The sequence below is a fragment of the Corynebacterium vitaeruminis genome (assembly GCF_001054325.1).
Taxonomy (GTDB): domain Bacteria; phylum Actinomycetota; class Actinomycetes; order Mycobacteriales; family Mycobacteriaceae; genus Corynebacterium; species Corynebacterium vitaeruminis_A.
In genome coordinates this window covers 1-23,836 of record NZ_JVVM01000017.1, presented here as the reverse complement: position 1 = coordinate 23,836, position 23,836 = coordinate 1, and the positions used below count along the sequence as shown (strand labels likewise).

The 23,836-nt window shown below is 58.4% G+C and carries 24 protein-coding genes; 12 read left to right on the top strand and 12 right to left on the bottom strand.

Annotated features, from left to right (window positions below; all coding sequences use genetic code 11):
• Positions 1-182 precede the first annotated feature (182 nt).
• A complete protein-coding gene (locus tag ADA16_RS04130; RefSeq protein ID WP_005511943.1) occupies positions 183-365 on the top strand; it encodes a DUF3073 domain-containing protein in 183 nt (60 codons plus the stop codon).
• Between the two features lie 345 nt (positions 366-710).
• Here the strand turns inward: ADA16_RS04130 and purM are convergent, their stop codons facing one another.
• The 3 genes from purM to ADA16_RS04115 form a co-directional block, all read right to left on the bottom strand.
• Complete coding sequence (gene purM / locus ADA16_RS04125; protein WP_048759429.1) at positions 711-1,775, bottom strand: phosphoribosylformylglycinamidine cyclo-ligase; 1,065 nt, start codon at positions 1,773-1,775, stop codon at positions 711-713.
• 171 nt (positions 1,776-1,946) lie between these two features.
• Positions 1,947-3,515, bottom strand: a complete 1,569-nt coding sequence (gene purF, locus ADA16_RS04120) for an amidophosphoribosyltransferase (protein ID WP_048759424.1) — start codon at positions 3,513-3,515, stop codon at positions 1,947-1,949.
• Positions 3,516-3,565: 50 nt separating this feature from the next.
• Complete coding sequence (locus ADA16_RS04115) at positions 3,566-4,006, bottom strand: sterol carrier family protein (RefSeq protein WP_048759420.1); 441 nt, start codon at positions 4,004-4,006, stop codon at positions 3,566-3,568.
• A 29-nt stretch (positions 4,007-4,035) separates the two neighbouring features.
• Between ADA16_RS04115 and ADA16_RS04110 the strand changes: the two genes are divergently transcribed.
• Positions 4,036-5,043 carry an acyl-CoA thioesterase gene (locus ADA16_RS04110; protein WP_048759417.1) on the top strand — a complete coding sequence of 336 codons (1,008 nt, stop codon included), beginning with the start codon at positions 4,036-4,038 and terminating at the stop codon, positions 5,041-5,043.
• Here the strand turns inward: ADA16_RS04110 and ADA16_RS04105 are convergent.
• Positions 5,040-5,747 (bottom strand): hypothetical protein, encoded by a 708-nt coding sequence (locus tag ADA16_RS04105; protein ID WP_048759478.1) that lies wholly within the window; start codon positions 5,745-5,747, stop codon positions 5,040-5,042. The two genes, ADA16_RS04110 and ADA16_RS04105, sit on opposite strands and share 4 nt — an antisense overlap.
• Positions 5,748-5,889: 142 nt before the next feature.
• Between ADA16_RS04105 and ADA16_RS04100 the strand changes: the two genes are divergently transcribed.
• Positions 5,890-6,867: a hypothetical protein gene (locus ADA16_RS04100; protein WP_048759414.1), complete on the top strand. Its 978-nt coding sequence runs from the start codon at positions 5,890-5,892 to the stop codon at positions 6,865-6,867.
• A 21-nt stretch (positions 6,868-6,888) separates the two neighbouring features.
• Here the strand turns inward: ADA16_RS04100 and ADA16_RS04095 are convergent, their stop codons facing one another.
• The 5 genes from ADA16_RS04095 to ADA16_RS04075 form a co-directional block, all read right to left on the bottom strand.
• Positions 6,889-7,380: a glutathione peroxidase gene (locus ADA16_RS04095; RefSeq protein WP_048759412.1), complete on the bottom strand. Its 492-nt coding sequence runs from the start codon at positions 7,378-7,380 to the stop codon at positions 6,889-6,891.
• A 46-nt stretch (positions 7,381-7,426) separates the two neighbouring features.
• Positions 7,427-8,236 carry a polysaccharide deacetylase family protein gene (locus tag ADA16_RS04090; RefSeq protein WP_239659333.1) on the bottom strand — a complete coding sequence of 270 codons (810 nt, stop codon included), beginning with the start codon at positions 8,234-8,236 and terminating at the stop codon, positions 7,427-7,429.
• 132 nt (positions 8,237-8,368) lie between these two features.
• A complete protein-coding gene (gene bluB / locus ADA16_RS04085) occupies positions 8,369-9,040 on the bottom strand; it encodes a 5,6-dimethylbenzimidazole synthase (protein WP_048759410.1) in 672 nt (223 codons plus the stop codon).
• Positions 9,041-9,044: 4 nt separating this feature from the next.
• On the bottom strand, positions 9,045-11,240 hold the full coding sequence (locus ADA16_RS04080; protein ID WP_414629645.1) for a S9 family peptidase: 2,196 nt from the start codon (positions 11,238-11,240) through the stop codon (positions 9,045-9,047).
• A gap of 5 nt (positions 11,241-11,245) precedes the next feature.
• Positions 11,246-12,139, bottom strand: a complete 894-nt coding sequence (locus tag ADA16_RS04075; RefSeq protein ID WP_016421399.1) for a phosphoribosylaminoimidazolesuccinocarboxamide synthase — start codon at positions 12,137-12,139, stop codon at positions 11,246-11,248.
• A 296-nt stretch (positions 12,140-12,435) separates the two neighbouring features.
• Between ADA16_RS04075 and ADA16_RS04070 the strand changes: the two genes are divergently transcribed.
• The 7 genes from ADA16_RS04070 (at position 12,436) to ADA16_RS04040 (ending at position 19,460) form a co-directional block, all read left to right on the top strand.
• Positions 12,436-13,758 carry an acetyl-CoA C-acetyltransferase gene (locus ADA16_RS04070; RefSeq protein WP_048759408.1) on the top strand — a complete coding sequence of 441 codons (1,323 nt, stop codon included), beginning with the start codon at positions 12,436-12,438 and terminating at the stop codon, positions 13,756-13,758.
• A gap of 47 nt (positions 13,759-13,805) precedes the next feature.
• Positions 13,806-15,164, top strand: coding sequence for a 3-oxoacyl-ACP reductase (locus ADA16_RS04065; RefSeq protein ID WP_048759406.1), 1,359 nt, complete (start codon positions 13,806-13,808; stop codon positions 15,162-15,164).
• Between the two features lie 53 nt (positions 15,165-15,217).
• Positions 15,218-16,180, top strand: coding sequence for a MaoC/PaaZ C-terminal domain-containing protein (locus tag ADA16_RS04060; protein ID WP_048759404.1), 963 nt, complete (start codon positions 15,218-15,220; stop codon positions 16,178-16,180).
• A gap of 380 nt (positions 16,181-16,560) precedes the next feature.
• Positions 16,561-17,025 (top strand): class Ib ribonucleoside-diphosphate reductase assembly flavoprotein NrdI, encoded by a 465-nt coding sequence (gene nrdI / locus ADA16_RS04055; RefSeq protein WP_048732089.1) that lies wholly within the window; start codon positions 16,561-16,563, stop codon positions 17,023-17,025.
• The gene (nrdF, locus tag ADA16_RS04050) at positions 17,022-18,026 is read left to right on the top strand and encodes a class 1b ribonucleoside-diphosphate reductase subunit beta (protein WP_080969595.1); all 1,005 of its coding nucleotides are present in this window, start codon (positions 17,022-17,024) and stop codon (positions 18,024-18,026) included. Before nrdI ends, nrdF begins: the two co-directional genes overlap by 4 nt.
• 42 nt (positions 18,027-18,068) lie before the next feature.
• Positions 18,069-18,644, top strand: coding sequence for an NADPH-dependent FMN reductase (locus ADA16_RS04045; RefSeq protein ID WP_016421405.1), 576 nt, complete (start codon positions 18,069-18,071; stop codon positions 18,642-18,644).
• A gap of 120 nt (positions 18,645-18,764) precedes the next feature.
• Positions 18,765-19,460, top strand: a complete 696-nt coding sequence (locus ADA16_RS04040) for a VOC family protein (RefSeq protein WP_048759403.1) — start codon at positions 18,765-18,767, stop codon at positions 19,458-19,460.
• A 2-nt stretch (positions 19,461-19,462) separates the two neighbouring features.
• Here the strand turns inward: ADA16_RS04040 and ADA16_RS04035 are convergent, their stop codons facing one another.
• Positions 19,463-20,197, bottom strand: coding sequence for a hypothetical protein (locus ADA16_RS04035; protein ID WP_187271209.1), 735 nt, complete (start codon positions 20,195-20,197; stop codon positions 19,463-19,465).
• A 49-nt stretch (positions 20,198-20,246) separates the two neighbouring features.
• Here ADA16_RS04035 and ADA16_RS11330 point away from each other — a divergent pair, with 49 nt between their 5' ends.
• Positions 20,247-20,627, top strand: coding sequence for a primase C-terminal domain-containing protein (locus tag ADA16_RS11330; protein ID WP_239659332.1), 381 nt, complete (start codon positions 20,247-20,249; stop codon positions 20,625-20,627).
• 261 nt (positions 20,628-20,888) lie between these two features.
• Here the strand turns inward: ADA16_RS11330 and ADA16_RS04030 are convergent, their stop codons facing one another.
• Positions 20,889-21,290 (bottom strand): hypothetical protein, encoded by a 402-nt coding sequence (locus ADA16_RS04030; protein ID WP_048733056.1) that lies wholly within the window; start codon positions 21,288-21,290, stop codon positions 20,889-20,891.
• Between the two features lie 401 nt (positions 21,291-21,691).
• Complete coding sequence (locus tag ADA16_RS04020; protein WP_048759400.1) at positions 21,692-21,967, bottom strand: hypothetical protein; 276 nt, start codon at positions 21,965-21,967, stop codon at positions 21,692-21,694.
• 393 nt (positions 21,968-22,360) lie between these two features.
• On the opposite strand from ADA16_RS04020, the gene ADA16_RS10925 reads away from it, so the two are divergent.
• The gene (locus tag ADA16_RS10925) at positions 22,361-22,888 is read left to right on the top strand and encodes a replication initiation protein (RefSeq protein ID WP_342626529.1); all 528 of its coding nucleotides are present in this window, start codon (positions 22,361-22,363) and stop codon (positions 22,886-22,888) included.
• Positions 22,889-23,836 lie beyond the last annotated feature (948 nt).

Genomic DNA, 23,836 nt, shown 5'->3' with positions numbered 1-23,836 from the left:
CCCCAGGTCGAAGCATATATTGAGCCATCAGAACGCGAGGACACAACCCACCATGGGCCTCCCCGCGTAACCCCTTGGTCTAAAAATCAGCTATGGTGTCTTACAGGAATTAACGCAATAAGACATAAGTGGGTCGGCCGTATCCCCGTGCCGTCCCACGGATTACACAAGGGGGTCAGGCCATGGGTCGCGGCCGTGCGAAAGCAAAGCAGGCGAAGGTTGCCCGTCAGCTCAAGTACGATTCACCAGAAATGGACTTGGAACGTCTGCAGCGGGAACTCGTCGGCAAGTCGAACGAGTCCGATCGAGACGACTATTACTCTGACTGGGAGGAATGGGCCTCAGGCGCTGGTCGCGACAGCTAGCGTAAGCTAACTGCTGTCGTATTTTCCGCAAAGCGTTTCTATTTCAATAAAACAAGCACCCGCCAACGATTCTGTTGGTGGGTGCTTGTTTTTGCTTAGCTGGCCAGAGGTGGAGGCTTAGTGACCGCATTTATGTGTGGTTTATGTGCGGCGGCGGTGGGGCCAGGCGGACCAATGCGAGTTACTGACTGCGTTTATGACAAAAATGACCCGAAAAATGGCCGGAAAGTGTCATAAACTCACACAGTTTCACATTTGCAGCCCCACGTTATTTCTGGGTTGTCAGTTTTGTAGTCCAAATCCAGTCCCGACCAACCCCAGGCCCGACCGACTACAGGCAAACACCTAGAAGCGTGGGTGGCTGCCGCGCAGGACAGCGCGGTCCTCGCCCTCTTCGCTCTTGCGGACGGTACCCAACTCCCAAGCGTTGATGTGGCGAGCAGTCAACAGAGCCAGTGCACGGTCGCGGTCCTCTGCGGAGACAATCGCAACCATGCCAACGCCCATGTTGAAGGTCTTCTCCATCTCCTCACGGGAGACGTTGCCGAGCTCAGCAATGGTCTTGAAAATCGGACCCGGGGTCCAGGTTGCACGACTCATCTCAGCGGTCAGGCCCTCCGGCATGATGCGAGCCATGTTGCCCGCCAGTCCACCACCGGTGACGTGGCAGAAGGTGCGGACCTCGGCCTCGTTCATGAGGGCCAGGCAATCCTTGGCATAAATCTTGGTCGGCTCCAGCAGCTCTTCACCGAGGGTGCGGCCGAAGTCCTCGACGTAGCCGTCGAGCTCCAAGCCAGCCTTTTCCAGGAGAACGTGGCGCGCCAGCGAATAGCCGTTGGAGTGAAGCCCAGAGGACTCCATGGCAATGATGACATCGCCCTCACGCACACGGTCCGGACCAAGCAGCTTGTCCTCTTCTACGACACCAACGCCGGTGGCAGAGACATCGTACTCGTCCGGATCCATCACACCCGGGTGCTCTGCGGTCTCACCACCGAGGAGGGCGCAGCCAGCCTGGACGCAGCCCTCGGCGATGCCGGAAACAATTTCGGCGACGTGCTCCGGCACGACCTTGCCGATGGCAATGTAGTCCTGTAGGAACAGCGGCTCTGCACCGCACACAACCAAGTCATCGACGACCATGGCAACTAGGTCCAAGCCGATGGTGTCATGCTTGCCGACGGCCTGTGCCACAGCCAACTTAGTACCCACACCATCAGAGGACGCGGCTAGCAGCGGCTTTTCGTAGTTTCCCAGCGCAAACAGGCCTGCAAAACCGCCGAGTCCACCACGGACCTCTGGGCGAGTGGCCTTCTTTGCAATCGGGGCGAATAGTTCAACGGCGCGGTCGCCGGCTTCGATGTCGACACCGGCGGCAGCGTAGGAAGCACCAGAAACGTTCTCGGTCATTAGAGGCTCTCGCTTTAAACTTTCTCCCCCGGCGGCATCACGGCCGTATCCGGGAGTATTGGCGGACCAGGAACAAAGCAACGGCTGCGGTATGCAGTCTGCAACCCACAGCAACCGCTACGCTTCGTTCTCAGTTCAGTTCTCGTAGTTCATTCTAAGGAGGTTTCGAGACTAATTGCTCGTTGCGGCCTTAGCAGCCTGCGCTGCTTGCATTCTTTCCACAGCAGCCGCATTCGGATTGCCCTCCGGCAAACCCAGCGGGTATCTGCCATCGAAGCAGGCACAGCACACTTCGCTCTTTGCCTGCTCGGAAGCGGCAACCATGCCATCGATAGAGACAAAGCCCAGACTGTCGGCACCGATTGCAGTTGCGATACCGGCAACGATGTCGTTTTCATCCACACCGTTGGCCAACAGCTCCCCCGGGGAGGCAAAGTCGATGCCGTAGAAACACGGCCACTTCACCGGCGGTGCGGCAATGCGCACGTGTACTTCCTTCGCACCGGCCTCACGCAGCATGCGGATTAGCGCACGCTGGGTGTTGCCGCGGACGATGGAATCATCGACCACGACCAAGCGCTTGCCGGCTATAACTTCCTTCAACGGATTCAGCTTCAGGCGGATGCCGAGCTGACGAATCGTCTGCGAAGGCTGAATAAAGGTACGCCCCACGTACCCGTTCTTGGTCAGACCCTGGCCAAACGGAATGCCCGATTCCTGGGCATAGCCAACCGCCGCCGGGGTTCCGGATTCCGGCACCGGCATTACTAAGTCACCGTCAGCCGGGAACTCACGCGCCAACTGGCGACCTAGCTCAAGGCGCACGGCGTTGACAGAGCGACCACGAATGTTGGAGTCCGGGCGCGCCAGGTAGACGTACTCGAAAATGCATCCTGCGTGGGTAGTTTCGGCGAAACGCTGCGAACGGACACCGGAGGCATCAATGGCCACCATCTCGCCCGGCTCGATCTCGCGGACGAATGATGCGCCGACGATATCCAGCGCACAGGTCTCAGACGCAACTACCCAGCCACCGGACAGGCGGCCCAAGCACAACGGACGCACACCGTGTGGGTCACGCGCAGCGTACAGCGTTTCGCCATCGGTGAAAGTAAGGCAGAAGGCCCCCTTCAGGCGCGGCAGGAGCGTCAGCGCAGCCGCTTCCACGTTCGTGCTACAGCCGTGGTCTTCTGGGTGATCAACCTTGCCGGTTTCGTCGGCAAGCAGTGCGGTCATAATTGCGGAGTCGCTAGGCAGCTCTCCCTGATCGCGCATCAGCCCCTTATCCACCGCCTCGTGGAACAAAGTGAGGTGGTTGGTCAGGTTGCCGTTATGCCCCAGGGCGATATCCGTACCGTCGGAAGCCATCTGGAACATGGGCTGCGCATTCTCCCATGCAGGAGCGCCAGCGGTGGTGTAGCGCGTGTGTCCCACGGCTACGTGCCCCTTCAGGGCATCGAGCGTCTGCTCATCAAAAACCTGGGAAACAAGCCCCAGGTCCTTGAATACGAGAATTTGATCGCCATCGCCGACTGCGATACCGGCGGCCTCTTGGCCGCGATGCTGCAGGGCAAACAAGCCATAGTAGGTGAGTTTGGACACGTCTTCGCCAGGTGCCCAAACGCCAAAGACGCCACATTCTTCGCGCGGGGATGTCTCCCCCAGATCGTCGTAAGGCGAAATCGGCAAAAGTTTTGTCTTTGGTGCACCTGAAATGTTGGTATCGGCCACGTCATTCACACTAATAGCCCCACCCGCCTGTGTACCAATTCAGCATCCCCCCACGGGTTTTAAGAAATGCGCGCCACCGGCAAGTGCGCACCAATCTCTGCCGCACGCGTGCCCGACAAATCGATGTGCGTCTGCACCTGCTCCAACGTGATCATTCCGCAGGCGAGTCCCAGCCAAATCTCCGGCGACATCTCCACGACATTGGGCGGCGTACCGCGTGTGTGTCGGGGCCCCTCGATGCACTGAACTGCGACGAATGGCGGCACGCGCACCTCGACGCTATGCCCCGGCGCCTCTTGGGCGAGCATCCGCACCGACAGTCTCACCGCTTTGGCCAGGCTCGCACGGCTTAACGACGGCCCCCGCGCCCCATCCTGCTCGATGAAGGAGGCTGCCCTCTGGTCGCAGAGCAGTCCGCGGTCGAGAAGCCGCTGCGCCGCCCAGGGTGCGGCGGAGGAAAGGGCACTGCGAACGTCGAAAGGCGAGATTTTGGCTACCATAACCTCATCCTAGAGTTATGCTTCCATATATGAATACGCAGTCGACTGATAAAGCTGAACAGGTGCATGCCCCGGCATCGCCTTCTCTAGTGCTCCGTTTTATGGCCTCGCCGACCGACGTCATCATGGCCGGCACCAATTCTGTCCATGGTGGCCGCGTGCTGCAGTGGATTGACAAGGCCGCTTACGCCTGCGCGACCGGCTGGTCGGGACGTTACTGTGTGACTGCGTACTTCGGTCACATTCACTTCACTCGCCCAATTCCGAGCGGCCACATCGTGGAGGTGCGCTCTAAGATTGCGCATACCGGTCGCAGCTCTATGCACATTGTCAACGAGGTGCTCTCGGCGGATCCACGCGAGGGCAAGTTCACCCGCGCAGCTGACTGCCTGGTGATTTTCGTGGCCATGGATGAAAACGGTAAGTCGACTCCGGTTCCTAAGTGGGTTCCGCAGACAGAGGAAGAAGAGCGCGTTGAAAAGGCCGCTCTTTCTCGTTTCGAGCTCCGCCGGGACATCGAAGCCAGCATGCGCGCACAGACCTATTCCGCAGACTCCTCTGCACCCGAGCTGACCACCCGTTTCCTGGCGAAGCCAACCGATGTCAACTGGGGCGGCAACGTCCACGGTGGTACCGCCATGGAGTGGATTGATGAGGCCGCCACGGCAGTTACCACGAACTGGGCGGGACGCCAGACTATTTCCGTGTACGCCGGTGGCATTCGCTTCTACAATCCGATTCACATTGGTGATCTAGTTGAGGTGCGTGCGCGCATCCTGCGCACCGGTACGACCTCGATGCACCTGTCGGTGCAGGTCTACTGCTGTGAGCCGCGCAAGGGTGTTGGCGGACTGCGCAAGGCGCTGCATTCGACCATGACGTATGTCGCAATTGACGACGACTTCAACCCGCAGCCGGTACCGCACTTCCAGCCGACCACGGATGAGGACAAGCGTCTATACGCTCACGATCTGTCGCTGAAGGCGCTGCGCGACAAGTACAGCCCGCTGCCGCTGATTGAGCGTGAAGAGGACTAAGCTGCCTGGCCACCCGACTTCTTGTTCTTCCACCAAATGGACAGGAACATCCAGCCGATTAGTGCGAAGGTGATGTAGGTGACGTACCTGTCAATAGTCTGCAGGGAGCCCTGGATGCTTGGGCCAAACTTCAGGCCCAAGTACAGGTAGAAACACTTAAGCATTGCGGCGCAGAGGAAGAGGTACACACCCACTACCCAGCCGCGCACCTTCGCGATACCGCCAATAGCCACCACAATCGTGGCCGGAATCGGCGAGAACGGCACAAAGGATGCCAGCACGCTCAGCCCGATGCGCTCATAGATGAAGTTCTCCATCTTCTTAAACCATCGCGGTGGGTGGCCGCCAAAGCTCATCGTGATGAATTCCGGCCCCCACTTCTTGCCCATCCAGTAGAAGAACGGCATGAACTTGATGGTCGACAGCGCCGCAATCACCACGACAGCGAAGAGGAAGAGCGGCCGGTCTTCGTTTTCCGACGCCAGAATCAGCACCGACAGATTCGAGCCTGTCAGCCACGTGTGCAAAAACGTGTACTTGAGCAGCAAAACCGCGCGAAACGGAATGATTGCAAAGCCATACACTGCAATCAGCATCAGCGATGCATAGAGAATCTTGTCTATCTTGTCCGGCTCACGCAGGAAGCTCGGTAGATCCTCACGGGGGTCACGCTCGGCCTCGTTACGCATGTCGGGTGAAGTCATGCACCACAGTCTAACCGCCGGTGAGTTCACCATCGGTAAGTACTGGCTTGCCTTCGGGCCGAGTCGCTCTCGGTGGCGTAAGTATCACTCCATCCGTACTCGCCAAGGACGCGCTCGAGGCCTCCTACTATCCTATGAAGATATGACCACCGACTCACCCGCGCCAGAGCCTGCGCAACCTCCTCACGAAGCAGGGGCTGAATCTTCCTCAGCACCGCTTAACGACGGACAGGAGACCGCAACCTCACCGAGCACCCTACAACGTGTTCGTGCTGCTATCCCGCCTGCTTCTATCTTGGTGCTGACAGCTATTTTTCTCTTCGCCGGGTGGTTTACTCTCTTCGGCCCCATTAATGTTCTGGCCTGGCGAGGTGGCACGTTCCCCAGCACCGAGGCCGACCGACCCTATTATCAGCAGGCGCTGAAGGACGTAGCCCGCTACCAGTATGATGAGCAGCCCTCCCCCGATGTCTACTTCGGTCTGGCTTGCGGAGCTACCGAAGACGACATCCGCAGCGTGATTCCCAAGGTTGGCGACCACCCGGATTCTAACGCTGACCCAACCGCTGATGAAGATGCCGTTGCTGCCGCTGCTGCCACCAGGCCGGGTTCTGCGAGTACGGCTGCAAACCAGACCTCGAACCGAGATCCAAACCTCGACGCATTCGGTAACACGGTCGACTGCTCCGGGTCCTGGACTGCTCCATTCTTGTCATTCCTGCTCGCATCCGCGGGTGTTCCTGTCTTTGACGTGCCTGAGGATTCGACTACCAACCGCACCGCCGATACCAATGGCACCGACAAGACCACCTCCACCGCGAATCCTTGGCTGGTCACGGATGTCGAACAGCTCATGGATGCCTACAAAGCGCATGATGCTTTCGTCACCGACACGGACTTCTCTCCCCAGGTGGGTGACATCATCTTCTACCGCTACCCCGCAGGCCTTGGGATGCACGCCAACATGGTTGTCGCAGTTAAAGGTGATTGGGTCACCATCGGTGGCGATGAGCTCGGCAAGGTCGGTCTAGCCAGCATGACGCTGCGCAACCGAGGTGGAATCGTGGGTTACGGTGCCACGGGCTACTTCGAACACGCACCACTGGAGGCCACTAAATAGTCAGCTCGCCGCTGGAAGCCGCTAAATAGGCAGATTTTCCTCGATGAGGTTGTGCAGCGAGTCGTCGTCAGGCGAAACCTTAGAGCGAAAACGGCCGATGACCTCGCCTTCGGGCGAGACGACAAACTTCTCAAAGTTCCACTTAACGTCCCCGGCCTCACCGTCGGCGTCCGGGGTTTCCTTCAGCAGCTTGTACAGTGGGTGAGCGTTGTCGCCGTTGACCTCCGTCTTTTGGAAAAGCGGGAACGTGACGCCGAATTCGCGTTGGCAGAACTGCTTGATTTCCTCTGCGCTGCCGGGTTCTTGCCCACCGAACTGGTTACAGGGGAAGCCGAGGACAAAGAACCCGCGGGGAGCGAATTCGTCAAAAAGACCTTGTAAATCGTCGTACTGATCCGTGAAACCGCACTCAGAGGCAGTGTTGACGATAAGCAGGACGTGGCCTGCCCAGTCGTTCATCGTTGCTTCATTGCCGTCGATGGTCGTTACTGGGATGTCAAAGAGATTGCTCATAAACCCCACACTAGGGCAGTCCCGCGATAACCGTCAGTGGCAGCAGTTAACCGACCTGCTCCATCCCTTCAAAGAGATCGCGCCCCAGTGGCACCGCAGAGTGGTTGACCGGCTGCGCGCCCCCATCGACAGCCTGATCGATGATGTCAACGACGTCCTGACGCAGCTTGTGCTCGCGCAGCTTCGAAGCATTGACCGAGATGCGCACCGCACGCCCCTTCTCCAGCGAGCGCTGCACCGAGGAACGCACTGCACGGCGCCACCAGCCCGCGCCGCCGAACCCCTCACCGATGGCCAGCACGCGAGTCGGATCGACCGCGCCGGTAGCCAGGTCACGGACACCATTTCGATCCGCTGCAACACGGAAGCCCAGCTCTGGGAGCACGTTCATGGTCTCTGGCGACATGGTCCACTTCGGCGGCGCAAACACATCCGTCTCAAAACCCATCGCACGCATCTGGCGCGTCGCCGCGGTCAGACGCAAACGCGCTTCGTGCTCGCTTAACGACGCAAATTCCGCGCCCCGGCCTCGAACTGACTGGTCGAACCCAGCGAGAACAATCTCGATGCCGTCATCACTACGACGGCGGAGCCAATCCAGCACCGCCGGAGCTTCCCGAAGAGACCAGTTCTTGCCAGCATGAGGAGCTACCAGCAAAGACGGTGTAATACCGCGCTGCTCCATCGCTGCCACGAAACGAGCGACATCGAGCAACGTGCCATCACGCAATCCCGATACCGACACCAAAAGTGGCGAACCAACCACACCGCCGTCAACAGCTACGAGCTCTTTGCCCGCCGGGCGGACAACCTGGTCAGTCGTCCGAATCTGTTCCTGCACCCCACTGCCTGCCATGGATTCAACAAAAACAGGTGTATGTAAATTCTTGGTAACACCGAGAACAAAGCTAGGCGAATACTCAAAAGCCTTTCAGGTAAGGGGCATATAGGGAACAGCGTGAGCGTAATTGTGCGTCTGCTGCACGGCTTATCCCCAGTGCACAACCTCATCGAGCACCAGCCCCTTGCGCCAGCCGAACTTCTCCAGATCCCGCTCCGCAGCCAGGTGCGTAACCGGCCCAATGCACAACCAGGCTACCGGCCGCACTGGAGCCTCCACGCCGACAAAGTCGGCTAGGAAGTCCTCGTGGTAGAAGCTGACCCAACCGACACCGAGCCCCTCTGCTGTGGCAGCCAGCCACAGATTCTGAATAGCCAGAGCGACTGACATAAGACCCGTGTCATCGACTGTGTCGCGCCCGAGAATGTTCTTGCCGCCGCGGGTCGGGTCATAGGTGACGACGATGCCTGTGCCTGAGTCCACAATTCCTTCAATCTGAATTGGATTGAAGGTCTCGCGCCGCTCCCCTTCCAGCTTGGCTGCAAATTCAGCGCGGCGTCCGGCAACGTGGTCGGCGAACTGCTGCAGGCGATCCGGATCCTGGACGATGTGAAAGTCCCATGGTTGGGACAGCCCCACCGAAGGTGCGGTATGAGCGGCCGCCAGCACGCGCATCAACCGCGCCTTGTCCACCACTTCTCCGGCGAATTCGCGGCGAACATCCCGCCGCCGAAAAAGGGTGTGGTAGACGGCCAACTGATCGTCGGAAAGCGAATCGGTGTCGATGCCTTGCGCGGACAGCAGCGTGCGAATATCCATGCCGTTACTTCACCGCACCAGCGATGTGGACAATCCAGGCGTACTCGAAGGCAGTCTGACGCCAACGCTCATAGCGTCCGGAAACACCACCGTGGCCAGCGGACATCTCCGTCTTGAGCAAGAACTGACCCGGCTCGCCACCGACAACCTCGCGCAGCTTGGCAATCCACTTTGCCGGTTCCACATAGAGCACGCGGGCGTCATTTAGGCTGGTAACCGCGAGAATCTTTGGGTACTTCGCATCGGCCGAGATGTTCTCGTACGGCGCGTAGGAAGCCATGTAATCATAGACCTCCGGATTGTGGTACGGATCGCCCCACTCATCCCACTCCACCACGGTCAACGGCAGCTCCGGCATGAGCATGGATGTCAGGCAATCGACGAACGGCACCACTGCCTGGATGCCTGCGAACCTATCACCGGCGATGTTCGCGACCACGCCCATCAGCATGCCTCCTGCCGAACCGCCGAGCGCCACCAGCTGCTCGCGCGTGGTCCAGCCGGAATCCAGCAGGTAGTCGGCAACAGCGACAAAGTCAGTGAATGTGTTCTTCTTCGTGGTTGCGCGACCGTTCTCCCACCAGCCGCGACCCATCTCACCGCCACCGCGAACATGCGCGGTAACAAAAATCATGCCGCGATCCAACAACGAAAGGCGTGCGATGGAAAAGCCCGGATCCATCGACGATTCATAGGAACCGTAGCCATAGAGCAGCGTCGGGTTCGGCGCGTCCAAGTCGAGGTCAGCGCGGTGGATAATTGACACCGGAATCTGGGCGCCGTCGCTCGCACTCACCCATTCACGCTTAGCGACGTAATCACCGCGATTAAACTCTCCGCGAATCTTCTGTTCCTTGAGCAAAACCCGCTTGCCAGAGTCAATATCAATCTGCCAGAGCTGTGACGGCGTGGTGAAGGAGCCGTAAGCGTAGCGCAACACCGGAGTATCCCACTCAGCGTTGCCGGTGGTACCTGCGGAGTAGAGCTCTTCGTCGAACTCGAGCTCGACGAAGTTCACAGCGGACGCTGGCACTGGCGCAGCAGCATCAGCCTCATCCTGTGCTAACACTGCCAGGGCCACGCGACCAATACCGCCGCGACGGTAGCCAAACGCAATGTGCCCAGCGAAGCAGTCGACGCCCTCAACGCGGACGTCATCGCGGTGAGGAACCAGCTCGGTCAAATCGGTAAGGCTGTCAAAAGACCCTACCGGCACCATGGCCAGTGCAAAGTTCGAGCCGGTCATATTGTGCGTAATCAGCCACATATCCTGGCCGCCAACGACCGCGTGGTCGACGTCGTACTCAACACCAGTCTCACGCGGGCGCACACAGGTGAACTCTCCGGTCGGGTCGCTGACTTCCAGGTACCAAACCTCGGAGGTGATCTTCGAGGAGGCCTCAATAATCAGGTACTTTTCGCTGCGTACCGTGCCGACCCCGACCCAGTAGGCTTCATCGGGCTCATGGAAGACACAGACATCGTCCTCCGTGGAGGTGCCCACGCGGTGACGCCAGACGGAGTCCGGACGCCACGCTTCGTCGACCTTCTGATAGAAAATCCACTCCGAGCCGACCCAGGTAGCACCTGCGGAAATGCCCGCAATTTCGTCGTCAAGCAGTTCGCCCGTGTGCAAATCCTTTACGCGCAGCGTGTAGCGCTCGTCGCCTGTGACGTCGGTGGAGTAAGCCAGCAGATTGCCGTCCGCGGAGATGCTTGCTGCACCAAGGGCGAAGAAATCATGCCCTTCGGCAAGCTCGTTGGCATCCAGGATGACCTGTTCTCCTGGTGCCGGGGCGTCGTCGGCGATGGTCGGCGGAATCCATGCATCAAGACCGTCACCGGCCTCCGCGCGCACACGACAGCTCATCCCGTAGGACTTGCCCTCCTGGGTACGCGAGTAGTACCACCAGCCATTCAGGCGAGTTGGGACCGACATGTCGGTCTCCTGCACGCGCGACTTGATTTCCTTAAAAATCGTGTCTGCGGTGCCATCGAGGTCGGAGGTAAAGGCCTCGGTGTAGGCATTTTCAGCCTCTAGGTATTCGATAACCTCGGGGTTTTCCTTATCGCGGAGCCACTCGAAGTTATCGGTGAAGTCCCTTCCGTGGAAGGACCGAGTCACCGGCTTCCGCTGTGCACGGGGTGCGGGCAAATCCTTTTTTGCAGGCTTGCCGACGGATGCCGAGTCCAAGGTCACTTCGCTCACGCAGGTTCTCCAATCCAGTCCGAGAAGCGGCGGCCCGACAGTCGTTCGTAGGCCTCGACGTACCGCTCGCGAGTTGCTTCCACAACACTACCCGGCAGCGCCGGCGGCGGAGTGCCCTCGTCCTTCTTCCAGCCGGACTTGGAGCAGGTCAGCCAGTTTCGGACGTACTGCTTGTCGAAGCTCGGGTTAACCGAACCCTCCTGGTAGGAGTCGGCTGGCCAGTAGCGGGAGGAGTCCGGGGTGAGAACCTCGTCGGCCAGCACCAGGTTGCCGTCGGAGTCGAGGCCGAACTCGAACTTGGTGTCAGCCAGGATGATGCCGCGCTCTGCAGCAAGTTCAGCCGCCTGGGTGTAGATACGCAGGGTGGCATCGCGCAATTCTTCGGCACGCTTCTGGCCCAGGGACTCCACAACGGCGTCGAAGGAGACATTTTCGTCGTGCTCGCCCAGCTCCGCCTTGGTGGCCGGGGTGAAGATTGGCTCTGGCAGCTTGGAGCCCTCGACGAGCCCTTCAGGCAGCTCAATGCCACAGACAGTGCCGTTTTCCTTGTACTCGACGAGACCCGAGCCGGTCAGGTAGCCACGTGCAACACACTCGAACGGCAGCATGTCCAGCTTCTTGCACACCAGCGCACGGCCGAGGCACTCTTCCGGAATGCGCTCATCGTCAGCCGGGCCAGCCATATGGTTCGGAAAGTCAATCTCGTCGAAGAAGAACACGCTCATCGCGGTGAGCACTCGACCCTTGTCAGGAATCGGGGTCTCCAGAATGTGGTCGAAGGCAGAAATACGGTCACTGACCACAAGCAGTAGAGTCTCAGGGTCAATCTCGTAGATTTCCCGGACCTTGCCCGCGGAAAGATGGTTATACGAGGAAAGTTCAGGTCGCATGGCGATAAAGTCTAAACCCCTATACGCCTTTGCACTCTATTGATACCTCCGGCCGCCACCCCAACTAGTGGGGATTGACGCAATTACCGTCGTCAAGCGGGAAAAATTTTGCGATTTCGGAGTGCTGTCTGCCGAACTTTTCACAGATAAATGACAGCGTTTACCCCTACCCTCCCCCACTCGGTAGATGACTGGGCAAAAATATTTCTAAAAACGTGACAGAAAACACCGATACCAGTATTGTCTAAATTTAGTAATTCACGTCACACTTCAAGGATTTTGAAGGGAACAATCACATGGCAGCTCAGGCCAACAATAACTCTCTGCGCCGCGCAGTCGTCGTCGGCGGTAACCGCATTCCGTTCGCTCGTTCTAATAAGGAATACGCTAATGAGTCGAACCAGGACATGCTGACCGCTGCAATCGACGGCCTCGTCGCCCGCTTCGGCATCGGCGGCGAACGCCTCGGTGCAGTCTCCGCCGGCGCCGTGCTGAAGCACTCCCGTGACTTTAACCTCACCCGTGAGTGTGTCCTCGGCTCCGCGCTGGCTCCGGACACCCCGGCCTTCGACATCCAGATGGCATGTGCCACCGGCATGGAGGCCCTCAACTCTGTCTCCAACATGATTAAGCTGGGCCAGATTGACTCCGCTATCGCCGGCGGTGTGGACACCACCTCCGACGCTCCGATTGCTGTCAACGACCGTCTGCGCAAGATCCTGCTGGAGGCCAGCCGCCAGAAGTCCACTCTGGACATGGCAAAGGCCTTCCTGAAGGCCCGTCCGTCCGACCTGGCTCCGGACACTCCGTCGACCGGCGAGCCCCGCACTGGCCTGTCCATGGGTGAGCACCAGGCCATCACCACCGCCAAGTGGGGCGTTACCCGAGCTGAGCAGGATGAGCTCGCCGCCGCTTCCCACCAAAACATGGCAAACGCTTACGACGAGGGCTTCTTCACTGACCTCGTCACCCCGTACAAGGGTGTTTCCCGTGACACCAACATGCGCCCGGACTCCACCCCGGAGAAGCTGGCCAAGCTCAAGCCAGTCTTCGGCCGTGGCCTCGAAGCAGAGCCGACCATGACCGCCGGTAACTCCACTCCGCTTACCGACGGCGCCTCCGCCGTCCTCGTCTCCACCCCGGAGTGGGCCGCTGAGCGCGGTCTGCCGGTGCTTGCCGACGTCGTCGATTCCGAGGCAGCCGCAGTTGACTTTGTCCACGGCGACGAGGGTCTACTGATGGCTCCGGCTTACGCCACCCCGCGCCTGCTGGCCCGCAACGGCTGGACCTTCGACGACTTCGACTTCTTCGAGATCCACGAGGCTTTCGCCGGCACCGTCCTGTCCACCATGAAGGCATGGGAGGACGAGGAGTTCTGCCGCACCAAGCTCGGACTGGAAGGCCCGCTGGGCTCCATTCCGCGCGAGAAGCTCAACGTCAAGGGCTCTTCTCTGGCAGCCGGCCACCCGTTCGCCGCTACCGGCGGTCGCATTGTGGCAGCTCTCGCCAAGATGCTGCGCGAGAAGGCAGACGAGACCGGCAAGACCACTCGCGGCCTGATCTCTGTTTGTGCTGCAGGCGGCCAGGGTGTTGTCGCAGTTCTCGAGGCTCGCGTCTAATAGCGCACCACCGATAAAGACACTTTTACTTTCAAGGAGAATTTTCCATGACCGATAAGTACCAGGAACTCGTCAACGGTGGTCCGCTCACTGGACTGGCTAAGGCCGCTGGCCTGCCGCAGCCACCGTTCCTGCGCCGCCACAAGCCGGGCGGCCCGCTGCTGAACAACGACAAGGTGCTCGTCACCGGCGAGGGTGCAGATGCAGACGCAGTTGCAGCTCAGCTGACTGAGTGGGGCCTGCAGGTTCGTCGCGACAACGCCGCTGACGACAAGGTTGGCGCCATCGTCATCGTCGTCACCGAGGCTAAGCGGCCAGCAGAACTGCAAGGCCCGGTGCTCGCTGCTGCAAAGCACATGCGCAAGCTGGACAAGGGTGGTCGCATTGTCACCATCTCCCGCGCCAAGGATGCTCACCACAACGCAACTCCGGCTGAGATTGCTGAAAATGCTGTCGCCGGTGGTATTGAGGGCCTGATTCGCTCCCTCGGCCACGAGGTTCGCGGCGGTTCCACCGCTAACGGCATCCTCGTCGCCCCGGGTGTCTCGGTCACCGCTCCATCCGTGATTTCCTCCCTGCAGTTCTTCCTCTCCGGCCGCTCGGCCTTCGTCGACGGCCAGTTCCTCCGCGTCTCCTCTGACGCCGGTGAGATTCCGGCCGACTGGGACAAGCCGCTCGCTGGCAAGGTTGCCGCTGTCACCGGTTCCGCCCGCGGTATCGGTGCCGCTATCGCTCGCCAGCTCAAGGCTGACGGTGCAGAGGTCATCGTCATCGACGTCCCGCAGGCTGGCGAGGCTCTGTCCAAGGTTGCCAACGAGCTCGGTGGCCTGGCTCTACAGCAGGACATCACCGCTGACGACGCCGGCAACGCCATCGCCGATGCCGCTGTGGCCCGCTACGGTCGCCTGGACATCGTCATCCACAACGCAGGTATCACCCGCGACAAGATGTTCGCCAACATGGACGACGCCAAGTGGGGCTCCGTCATCGCCGTCAACATCGAGGCCCAGCTGAAGATGAACGAGCAGCTGCTGAACCATAAGGCCTTCGAGAAGGCTCCGCGTATTGCCACCATGGCATCTACCTCCGGTATCGCAGGTAACCGCGGTCAGACCAACTACGCCACCTCCAAGGCCGGTGTTATCGCAATGGTCGAGGCTTACGCTGAGGAGTTCGCTAAGCGCGGCGGCAACATCAACGCTGTTGCTCCGGGCTTCATCGAGACCGACATGACCGCTGCTATTCCGTTCGTCAACCGCCAGGTTGCTCGCCGCGTGAACTCGCTGCAGCAGGGTGGCCAGCCGGGCGACGTCGCCCAGGCAATCGCCTTCCTGGTCTCCGACCGCGCTCTTGGCGTCAACGGCCACGTCCTGCGCGTCTGTGGTCAGAACATCGTCGGCGCCTAAGCGAAGTCGCGACTTCCGCATAGGCTCCCGATAAGGAGGAAAGAGGAAAACTTATGGCTAAGACCCTGGATGCCATTCCCAATCTGGTTCCGCTCTACGCCAAGGCAGCTGCCGGTTCGGCGAAGAAGCGCCCGAACTCCACCGAGATCAAGGTCAATGAACTCGTGGTCAAGGGTGTCACTGTCGACGCTGACCGCGACCAAGACTTCCGCGACGTCGTTGGCGCCCCGAAGTCTGAGCAGGCTTTCTTCGGCCACATCCACGCCCTGATTATGCCCATTCAGATGGAACTGATGGCTGCGGATGACTTCCCGCTGCCGATGATGGGCCTGGTCCACACCGAGAACACCTACCGCGAAATCTCGCCTGTCACACTCGGTGGCAAGGTTGATATCTCGGTGAAGGTTGCCGCGTTCCGCGCTCACCGCTCGGGCACTGAGGTTGTTCTGGAGTCGACCGTTACGTCGTCCACATCCGGCGCTACCTTGGTCGAGGAGCAGTCGGTGTACCTGGCCAAGGGCGTTCGCCTGAAGGATGCCGAGGGCTTCGAAGAGGTCCAGGCACAGCGCGAGGCCATCAAGTCCGGCGCCGAGACCATCAAGCGCGAGCAGTTTAAGGTTCCCTTCCCCACTGCTCAGTGGAAGCTAGCTGGCAACACTGGCCGCCAGTGGGCCAAAGTTTCTGGCGACTGGAATCCGATTCACATCACCTCTGTCTCCGCCAAGGCCCTGGGTATGCCGGCAGCAATTGCACACGGCATGTACACCGCCTCCCGCGCGCTGGCTGAGGCGCAGGTTCTGCCGGGTCAGCCATACGAGTTCCAGATTTCCTTCGGGGCACCAGTCGTTCTGCCGACCACGATCAATGTCGCCCTCACCCACACCGGTGACGGCGCGGGTGCCGCACACGACCTGACTGATGGCAGCTCCAACATTGGCCGCGCAGTCAACATCGTCGCATGGGACCGCAAGAAGAAGCGTCCGCACTTCACCGGAAGTGTTCGCCCACTGAAGTAGTGGATTTCGCTATGCATCTGTAGTTATTCCATAACGCATTGATGCTAAGCGCTGTAGAAAAGGCCGCACTTTGGAAACCCAGTCATCTCGTTGACTGGTTCATTCCAAAGCGCGGCCTTTTTGTTTGCCCTGTTTGGCTCCGCTGAGAGGCCTCTGGAATCTCCCTCCCCTCGTTGGGGAGACACCCCCGCTGCCAGCCCCGCTATCTTTCTCGCCTTGAAAATCAACTGCTGGATTTTTCTGCCGTTAATACAGAGCCGCGGCTTTACTTCTCAATTGCATTACTAAGCACGTTCAGTCTTACGTAAGCAGCACCTTGTTGACACCACGTTCACTCCTCTATGTTATTGTTCAACCCATTGAACACAGGAGGTAATTGAGTGTCTTCATCCTCGAAGACGCCGCTGACTTTCACGGAACTCCCACTGGAGGAGTCACCCAGAATCGTGTACTTCTCCAGTGCCTCTGAAAACACTCACCGGTTCGTCCAAAAGCTTGCTCAACCCGCAGCACGCATCCCGTTACATCCGCGAAAAGACGGAATGATTCGCGTCTGCAGACCATTTGTCCTGATTACACCGACTTATGGCGGCGGATGTCGTCGCCGCGCAGTACCCAAGCAAGTCATCGCTTTTCTCAACGACGAAACCAATAGGAGTTTCATCCGCGGTGTCATCACCTCGGGAAACACGAATTTCGGCACCGACTATTGCATAGCCGGAGCCATCATTTCTGCAAAATGCCAGGTCCCGGAGCTATACCACTACGAGCTACTGGGGACAGACCACGATGTGGAGAACGTCCGAGAGGGCCTGGAAAAATTCTGGAGGAGCGCTACTTCTTGAACATCTACAGCTATTCAACTACGCCACCGTCTTTTCGGAAGGACCCATCTGCACGCCTTCGGCCAATCAACTGGAACCGAGTGCAAGATGACAAAGATCTCGAAGTGTGGAATCGCCTAACAGCAAATTTTTGGCTGCCTGAGAAAGTTCCGCTGTCCAATGATCTTGCAGACTGGCGGCGTCTCACCGATCTAGAACGCGAGCTGACTATGAAGGTCTTCACAGGACTGACCATGCTCGACACAGTGCAGGCGTCTGTCGGAGAGATTTCCCAAATTCAAGATGCCCGCACTGAACATGAAGAGGCGGTCTATACCAACATCGCTTTCATGCAAGCAGTGCATGCAAAGTCCTATTCTTCAGTTTTTTCAACGCTGTCCAATACCCCTGACATCGACGCTGCCTACCAATGGGCAGTCGGCAATGACATCCTGCAGGCACGTTCAAAAGCTGTGCTCAAACACTATTACGGTGCCGTTCCACTCAAGCGAAAGGCGGCAGCAACGCTTCTTTCGTCTTTCTCGCTTTACGCCGGTTTCTACCTCCCGCTGCACTTCGCATCACGAGGCATCCTGACCAACACCGCCGACATGGTGCGCCTGATCCTGCGTGACAAAGCTGTGCACGGCTATTACTCCGGCTACAAATTCCAGCGCGGCGTAGAAACCTACGACGCCACCACGCAAACGCAGATGAAGGCTTTCGTCTTCGAGCTTCTCGACGAGCTATACCAGCTCGAACTGAGGTACTCCGAAGCTCTATACGAGCCACTCGGGCTTTACGACGACGTTGCCAACTTCATTCGATACAACGCCAACAAAGCGCTTATGAACTTGGGATATCCGCAGCGGTTTAACCATGATGAGACCGCTTTCAAACCCGAGATTCTCGCCGCCCTCACCCCGGGATCAGATGAAAACCACGACTTTTTCTCCGGTTCCGGCTCCGCATATGTCATCGGAAAAGCCGAAGACACCGCAGACGAAGACTGGGATTTCTAAACCCGCGTCTTTCCCCATACATCCTAAGAAAGGAACATTCGCATGACTGCACAGATTTCTATCCTGGTAGGAAGCTTGCGTCGAGCCTCCTATGCACGAAAGATTGCACTCAAGGCAGCCACGTACTTCCCCGATGACTTCAAAGTCGACATCGTCGAGATTCGTGACCTCCCTCTCTACAACTTCGACTACGACGACCCCGCAGTGTCCGATATTGCGACTCCCGCGGAATACACCAGTTTCCGGGAAACCATTAAAGCCAGCGATGGCATCCTATTTGTCACCCCAGAAAACAACCGCACAATTCCTGCAGCTCTGAAGAATGCCGTTGACATCGGATCTAAGCCCAACGGTGATGTGGCATGGAAGAACCTGCCCGCGGGAATTATCAGCCACTCCGTCGGCCGTATGGGAGGTTATAGCTCTCAGAAGAACTTGCGACTCGCGCTGTCGTACTTCGACATGCCGATGCTCGGTCAGCCAGAGGTCTTCCTGGGACAATCGCCAACACTCATTGACGAACAAGGAGAATTCACGTCGTCAAGCACTGAGGACTTTGTTCGCGACTACATCAACAGATTTGCAGACCTAGTTCGCGAGCAGAGCCCACGCCACTAACTGAAATCCCCTAATCAGCGCAGCGTTACTGGGGATATCACCGTATGAGGATTCTTCACTGACTAGGATCAAACGCTGCGTTCTCTGCGCGGTTAAGCGCTCGTCGTTAGGCTCATTTTCATGACTGTTTCTATTTCGGCCGTGATCGCGCTTAACGACGACCCTCGCGCCGCTGCGCGGTTTTACGCCGAAGGTTTTCACTCCAACATCAAGCCCAACTCCACCACGCTCACCATCGGTGGGATGGACTTCGAGCTCATTGAGGACGGGAACCGCCGATTAACCCCCGCTGTGTCTTTTTTGGTGCGATTTGCCCCTGGTCAGGAAAACCAGCTGCGCAGACTGTGGGAGCATCTGATGGCGGGTGATGAAACCATCAGCGGTGGTGCTGCACTCATGCCCCTGACCAGCTACGATTTCTCGCCGCTCTTTGGCTGGTTGGTAGACGGCAATGGGGTCAACTGGCAACTGATGATTAATTCCTTAACCAGCGGGGCTGCAAGCACGGACGCTGCCGCAAAGACAGCGAATCCCGCCGTTATTCCCTACTTCATGTGGACAGGCGAGGAACCACAGGCTGCCGCCGCCACCGAGGTATACAACCAACTTTTCGGGTCAGAGAATTTCATGACGCTCGACTCGCCGGGCATGCACAATTTCACCTTCGGCGACGGTGTGGCGATGCGTCTCTCCAGCGATTCTGCCGAAGAGATCGAAAGCGCCTGCCAAGCGCTTGGCCTTACAGGCGCTGAGGTTGCCGAGGGCACGGAAGCCGTCGTCAAGCCTGACCGATTCGGCGTGTACTGGACGCTCTAGAGTTACTTACGGGTCAACGCGATTGTCGCGCCGACGACCAAGACCAGAAGCACCGCCCCCATAGAGAACCACATCATCTTCGAGGAGCCGTCATCCTCGTTTTCTTCGGTGGTCTTCGGATTCTGCTGGCTACTAGTCGGGGTTTCGCTACTTGGCGACTTGTGCGCGACCTGTTCAAAAGCTGGGCCCGGAATCTTCTCGCCGACCAACTCCGTGGTTAGCTGATAAGTCACCGGGACATTTTGAACATCCGCGACATCGTGGGATTTACCGGCGCCCCAACTGTTGTTGAAGAAGACAACGATGTACTGGTCACCATCCAGCCACGCTCTTTCAGCCTCGTAATCGCCCGACTTTTCACTATCTTCGCCGATCCGATTGCGGTAGTTAATCCGGGCCGAGTTACCAAATGTTGTCTCTTCGCCGATCTGGTGTTCATTTACAGGACGGGTTTCCTCGCTACCGGCGAGTTGGCGTGCCGAATTCAGCGTCTTGATATCCAGGCCGGAGATCTGTGCAAGCTTGTCCGCTTCTGGGGCGTCAATGAGTTTGACGGCGCCGCGGAGCTGCTGCCCATACTCGGACTTGATCTTGTACACGTGCGTCTCACCAGGAACAATGTCGGCCGTGACGCTGCTGATGTTGTCGACAGTAAGTTCCGTGGCGTCATCGAACCACGAACCTGGGGTGACCTTCTTAGCCTGATCTGCTTCCGGTGTCGCGGGCGGAGGGTTCAAGCTCTACACACTCGACGAGCTGAACTTCTGGCTAACCGAAACCGGCTTCATGCCGCCACCATCGTGGAAGCGCACCCGCCGCAAAAACCCCGTCGGACTAGGGCGCAACTGCGCCCTATTCGAATCAGCACGCACCTGGGCATACCGCGAAATCCGCCACCACTTCGGCAACCCCGACGGACTCGGCCGCGCAATCCAAACCACCGCACAAGCCATGAACCAACAACTCTTCAGCGAACCACTGTCTACACGCGAAGTCGACCAAATCGCCCGCTCCATCCACCGATGGATCACCACCAAATCCCGCATGTGGGCAGACGGCCCCGCCGTCTACGAAGCAACCTTCAGCACCATCCAAAGCGCACGAGGCCGCAAAAGCGGAGCGGTTAGGCGTAAAGCTACTCAAGAGAACTGGAGAAGTGCCCTATAAGTGAGGTTTATGCTCGCTATCCGCGTAACGGAAAAACAGCTCGCGCTCTTGCCGAGAAAATGGGCGCGTCTGTTAGAACCGCTCAACGATGGACTAGTGAATCGCGCGAAGACTACCTCGCACGCGCTAACGAGAAGCGTCGCCGCGTCCGAGAGTTACGTGCTCGTGGGCTAAGCATCAGGGCGATAGCAAAACAAACTGGGTACTCCGTGGGAACAGTCCACCGCTACGTATCAGAGTAAAGCCAGATGCTACGTTCTTCTACTCATCATCAGAGTGATTCTCCTTGAGAAAACCCATGAAACTGAAGTATGGGACATCTTCTGTAGCTCGTTGAACGGCTTCGAAAACAGCATCACTAATAGGGTCAATTATCTTGTCACTTAGGTTTAAGACTTCCAGGAAGAAATGCTGAGTAATCATGTACGGACGAAAATTTTCCTGATTACTACCAGGGTCTAATTCTTCAGCAAGCTGATACTCGTCTTCATCGCACTCATCAACTGTGAAATCAGGAAGATCGTCAATTTCGGGAAAAGAAACTTTGAGTTCCTTCTTGAAACGCTCGGCAACCTGGTAAGAGTCTTTTTCAGAGCAATAAACGTAAAGGTCTTCGTAAAAGCCTTGCAGCTCACCATTTGACAAGGAAGAAGGATTGGTCATGCGAAAGTCACTCCGTTCATTAGTAGTCGGGATAGTAAGCCTAGCTTTAACGGGGGCAGCGTTCTCTGTTGCGCCGAGTGCTAGTGCGTATGCACCGAAGCCAGCATCGGAAGTCTTCCTAGCGAAGAAAAAGCCCCCACGAGGAAAAGGCGTCACGCTGAAGTGCGCTGTCGTAAATATTCGGAATGAAGCAACTGGGCAATACATCTTTGGCAAAGGCAAGGACAGGGGCGCCGCTCAGCGAGATGCAAATAATAAACTGGGGAGGATGAAAGGAAAAGGATTCAAGCTCAAGCACTGCCGAGCAATCTAGCGCTCAACCTACGTTCCGCTTTCATCGAAAGAATCCGGCGCTTCGTTCCATGTGTTACCTCGCCGGCGACATCGCGCGAGCCAACGGCTTAACCGTCGCGCTTGCGCTCTGGCCGCGGCGCACCGCGCTTCCTGCGCGGGCGCACACCAAAAACAACTCCCGCGCTGTCAGCGACAGCCTCAGCCCCAAGCACACGACGAGGATGCGACTGCACCGAGCCTTGATCGCGATCAGCGCCCCGTAGAGCGTTCAAAGCATCCTCCACGCCTTGGAGTGCCAACTCGCGCTGTGACGCGCTCAGCGTCGCGTCTGAGGCGATTTCTGAGCCAATTTCACGCAACCGCCCGATGTACGAACCACTCACACGCCCAAACCTCCCAAAAACCGGTCAATAGCCCCATCCTGCACGCCGCCCGCGCCACACACGCACCCAGTCCCGACCCTGCCAAGTAACGAAAGTGACCCGCCAGGGTCGACACACCTCTTGCAGATGAGCATCTGCGACTTTTTAGGGACTGCCGCGGTGGTGGGACCGCCTTGCCGAGGGGCCGGTTTAGTGGTCGATGAAGTCGGGGTGCGTAGTGCGCGTTGGGGGCCTCTCGGGGCGCCCAGGGGGAGGAACTCGCTTCGCTCGTGCAGTGAGAAAAGCTCTCCAGGGGATCCCCCCTGGAACCCCGGAAATATCTGACTTGGTTCGCGACGTACTTTGAACACGCTGGGGAGAAATCCCCCGAGCACAAAACACCCCTGTGCAAGGATGAGCACCATGACAGCTCCCACCGACCGGCCAGACGGCAAATTCGAGCAGCTATGGCTGCCACTATGGCCGCTAGCGTCGGATAATCTGCGCGACGGAATCTACCGCACCAGCAGGCAAAAAGCACTCGGGAAACGATTCATCGAAGCCAACCCCGATGCGATTTCCAACCTGCTTGTCGTCGACATCGACCACGACGACGCACTCATCCGCGCCATGTGGGATCGCGAACAGTGGCGATCCAACGCAGTCGTCGAAAACCCCACCAACGGCCACGCACACGCCGTATGGGCGCTAGAAGCCCCATTCGCACGCACCGAGTACGCCCACCGCGCACCACTGGCCTACGCTGCCGCAGTCACCGAAGGACTACGCCGCAGCGTCGACGGCGACACCGCCTACTCCGGGCTGATGACCAAAACCCCGAGCACACCTGCTGGACAAGCCACTGGGTCACCAACCACCTCTCCTTGTCGGACGGGAACGCCTCCGGCACATCAGTCAGGTTTTCGTTGGCGAAACGCTTGATGGTCACTTCTGCAGGAATGTCCTGACCTTCGAAGGGGCCTCCTTTTCGGGCCACGGAGAACACCATATTGCCCGACTTACAGTCCCCCTCCGCTCCTCCGGACTGCTTGGTTGTTATCGATGCGAAAAGGGGGCCATTGGAGTCGATGATGCCATTGCCGAAATCATTGGCAAGGAAGCAACTGCTGTCCTCCAAATGCATAGTGAGCGAGAAGTTGCGGACATCTAGGTCCATCAAAGTCGCGCCTGACGACGCTCCCGGCACCGTGGCCGCACTAATTGCAAGCCGCTCTCCCTCAGCGACCGGGACGGAGAAGTACTCAGCACCGTCGCCTTCCTGATTACTGATGCTGCGCTCGGACTCAGGAGTCTTTTCCCGCAGCTTGGTCGAGAACGTTTCCACGTCGGCAGGCACCTGGGGAGCGCTCGTAGGAGCGTCGCCGCCCTGTATCTCTTGCGCGCTGGACTTCGCGGTGCGTGCGGTGCGGGTCGCCAGCGTCTTCATGGACTCAGCCAGCGAATCGGAGTCCTGGGCATCTAGGTACTCGCAGCCTATTGCGCCTGTGCACGCCCTGCTTTGATTCCCGCAAAAGAGCCTACGAGCACCAGCAACATGGAAATAGTGGGCACGACCGCCGAGAGTTGTCTTGTTCTGATCATGTGGTCGGTTCCTTTTCTTCCAGCGTGAAAAGAACGTTACCCGACAAAAGCATCCGCGCAATGGAAACTTATTAGAAGTGCGGTGGCTTTCTAGGGCTCACACAAGCAGCGCCACTCGTGGCGCACTCCGAGCTAGCGCACACGTTCTTCCAGCACCTCTGGATCGACAGACAAAAAGTGTGTCTGATTCTCAAGATAATGACTGGGCAGACACCAAAAATTACGGACTCCACACGTGAATACGGGCTGCAAATGTGAAACTGTGCGAGTCTATGACACTTTCAGGCC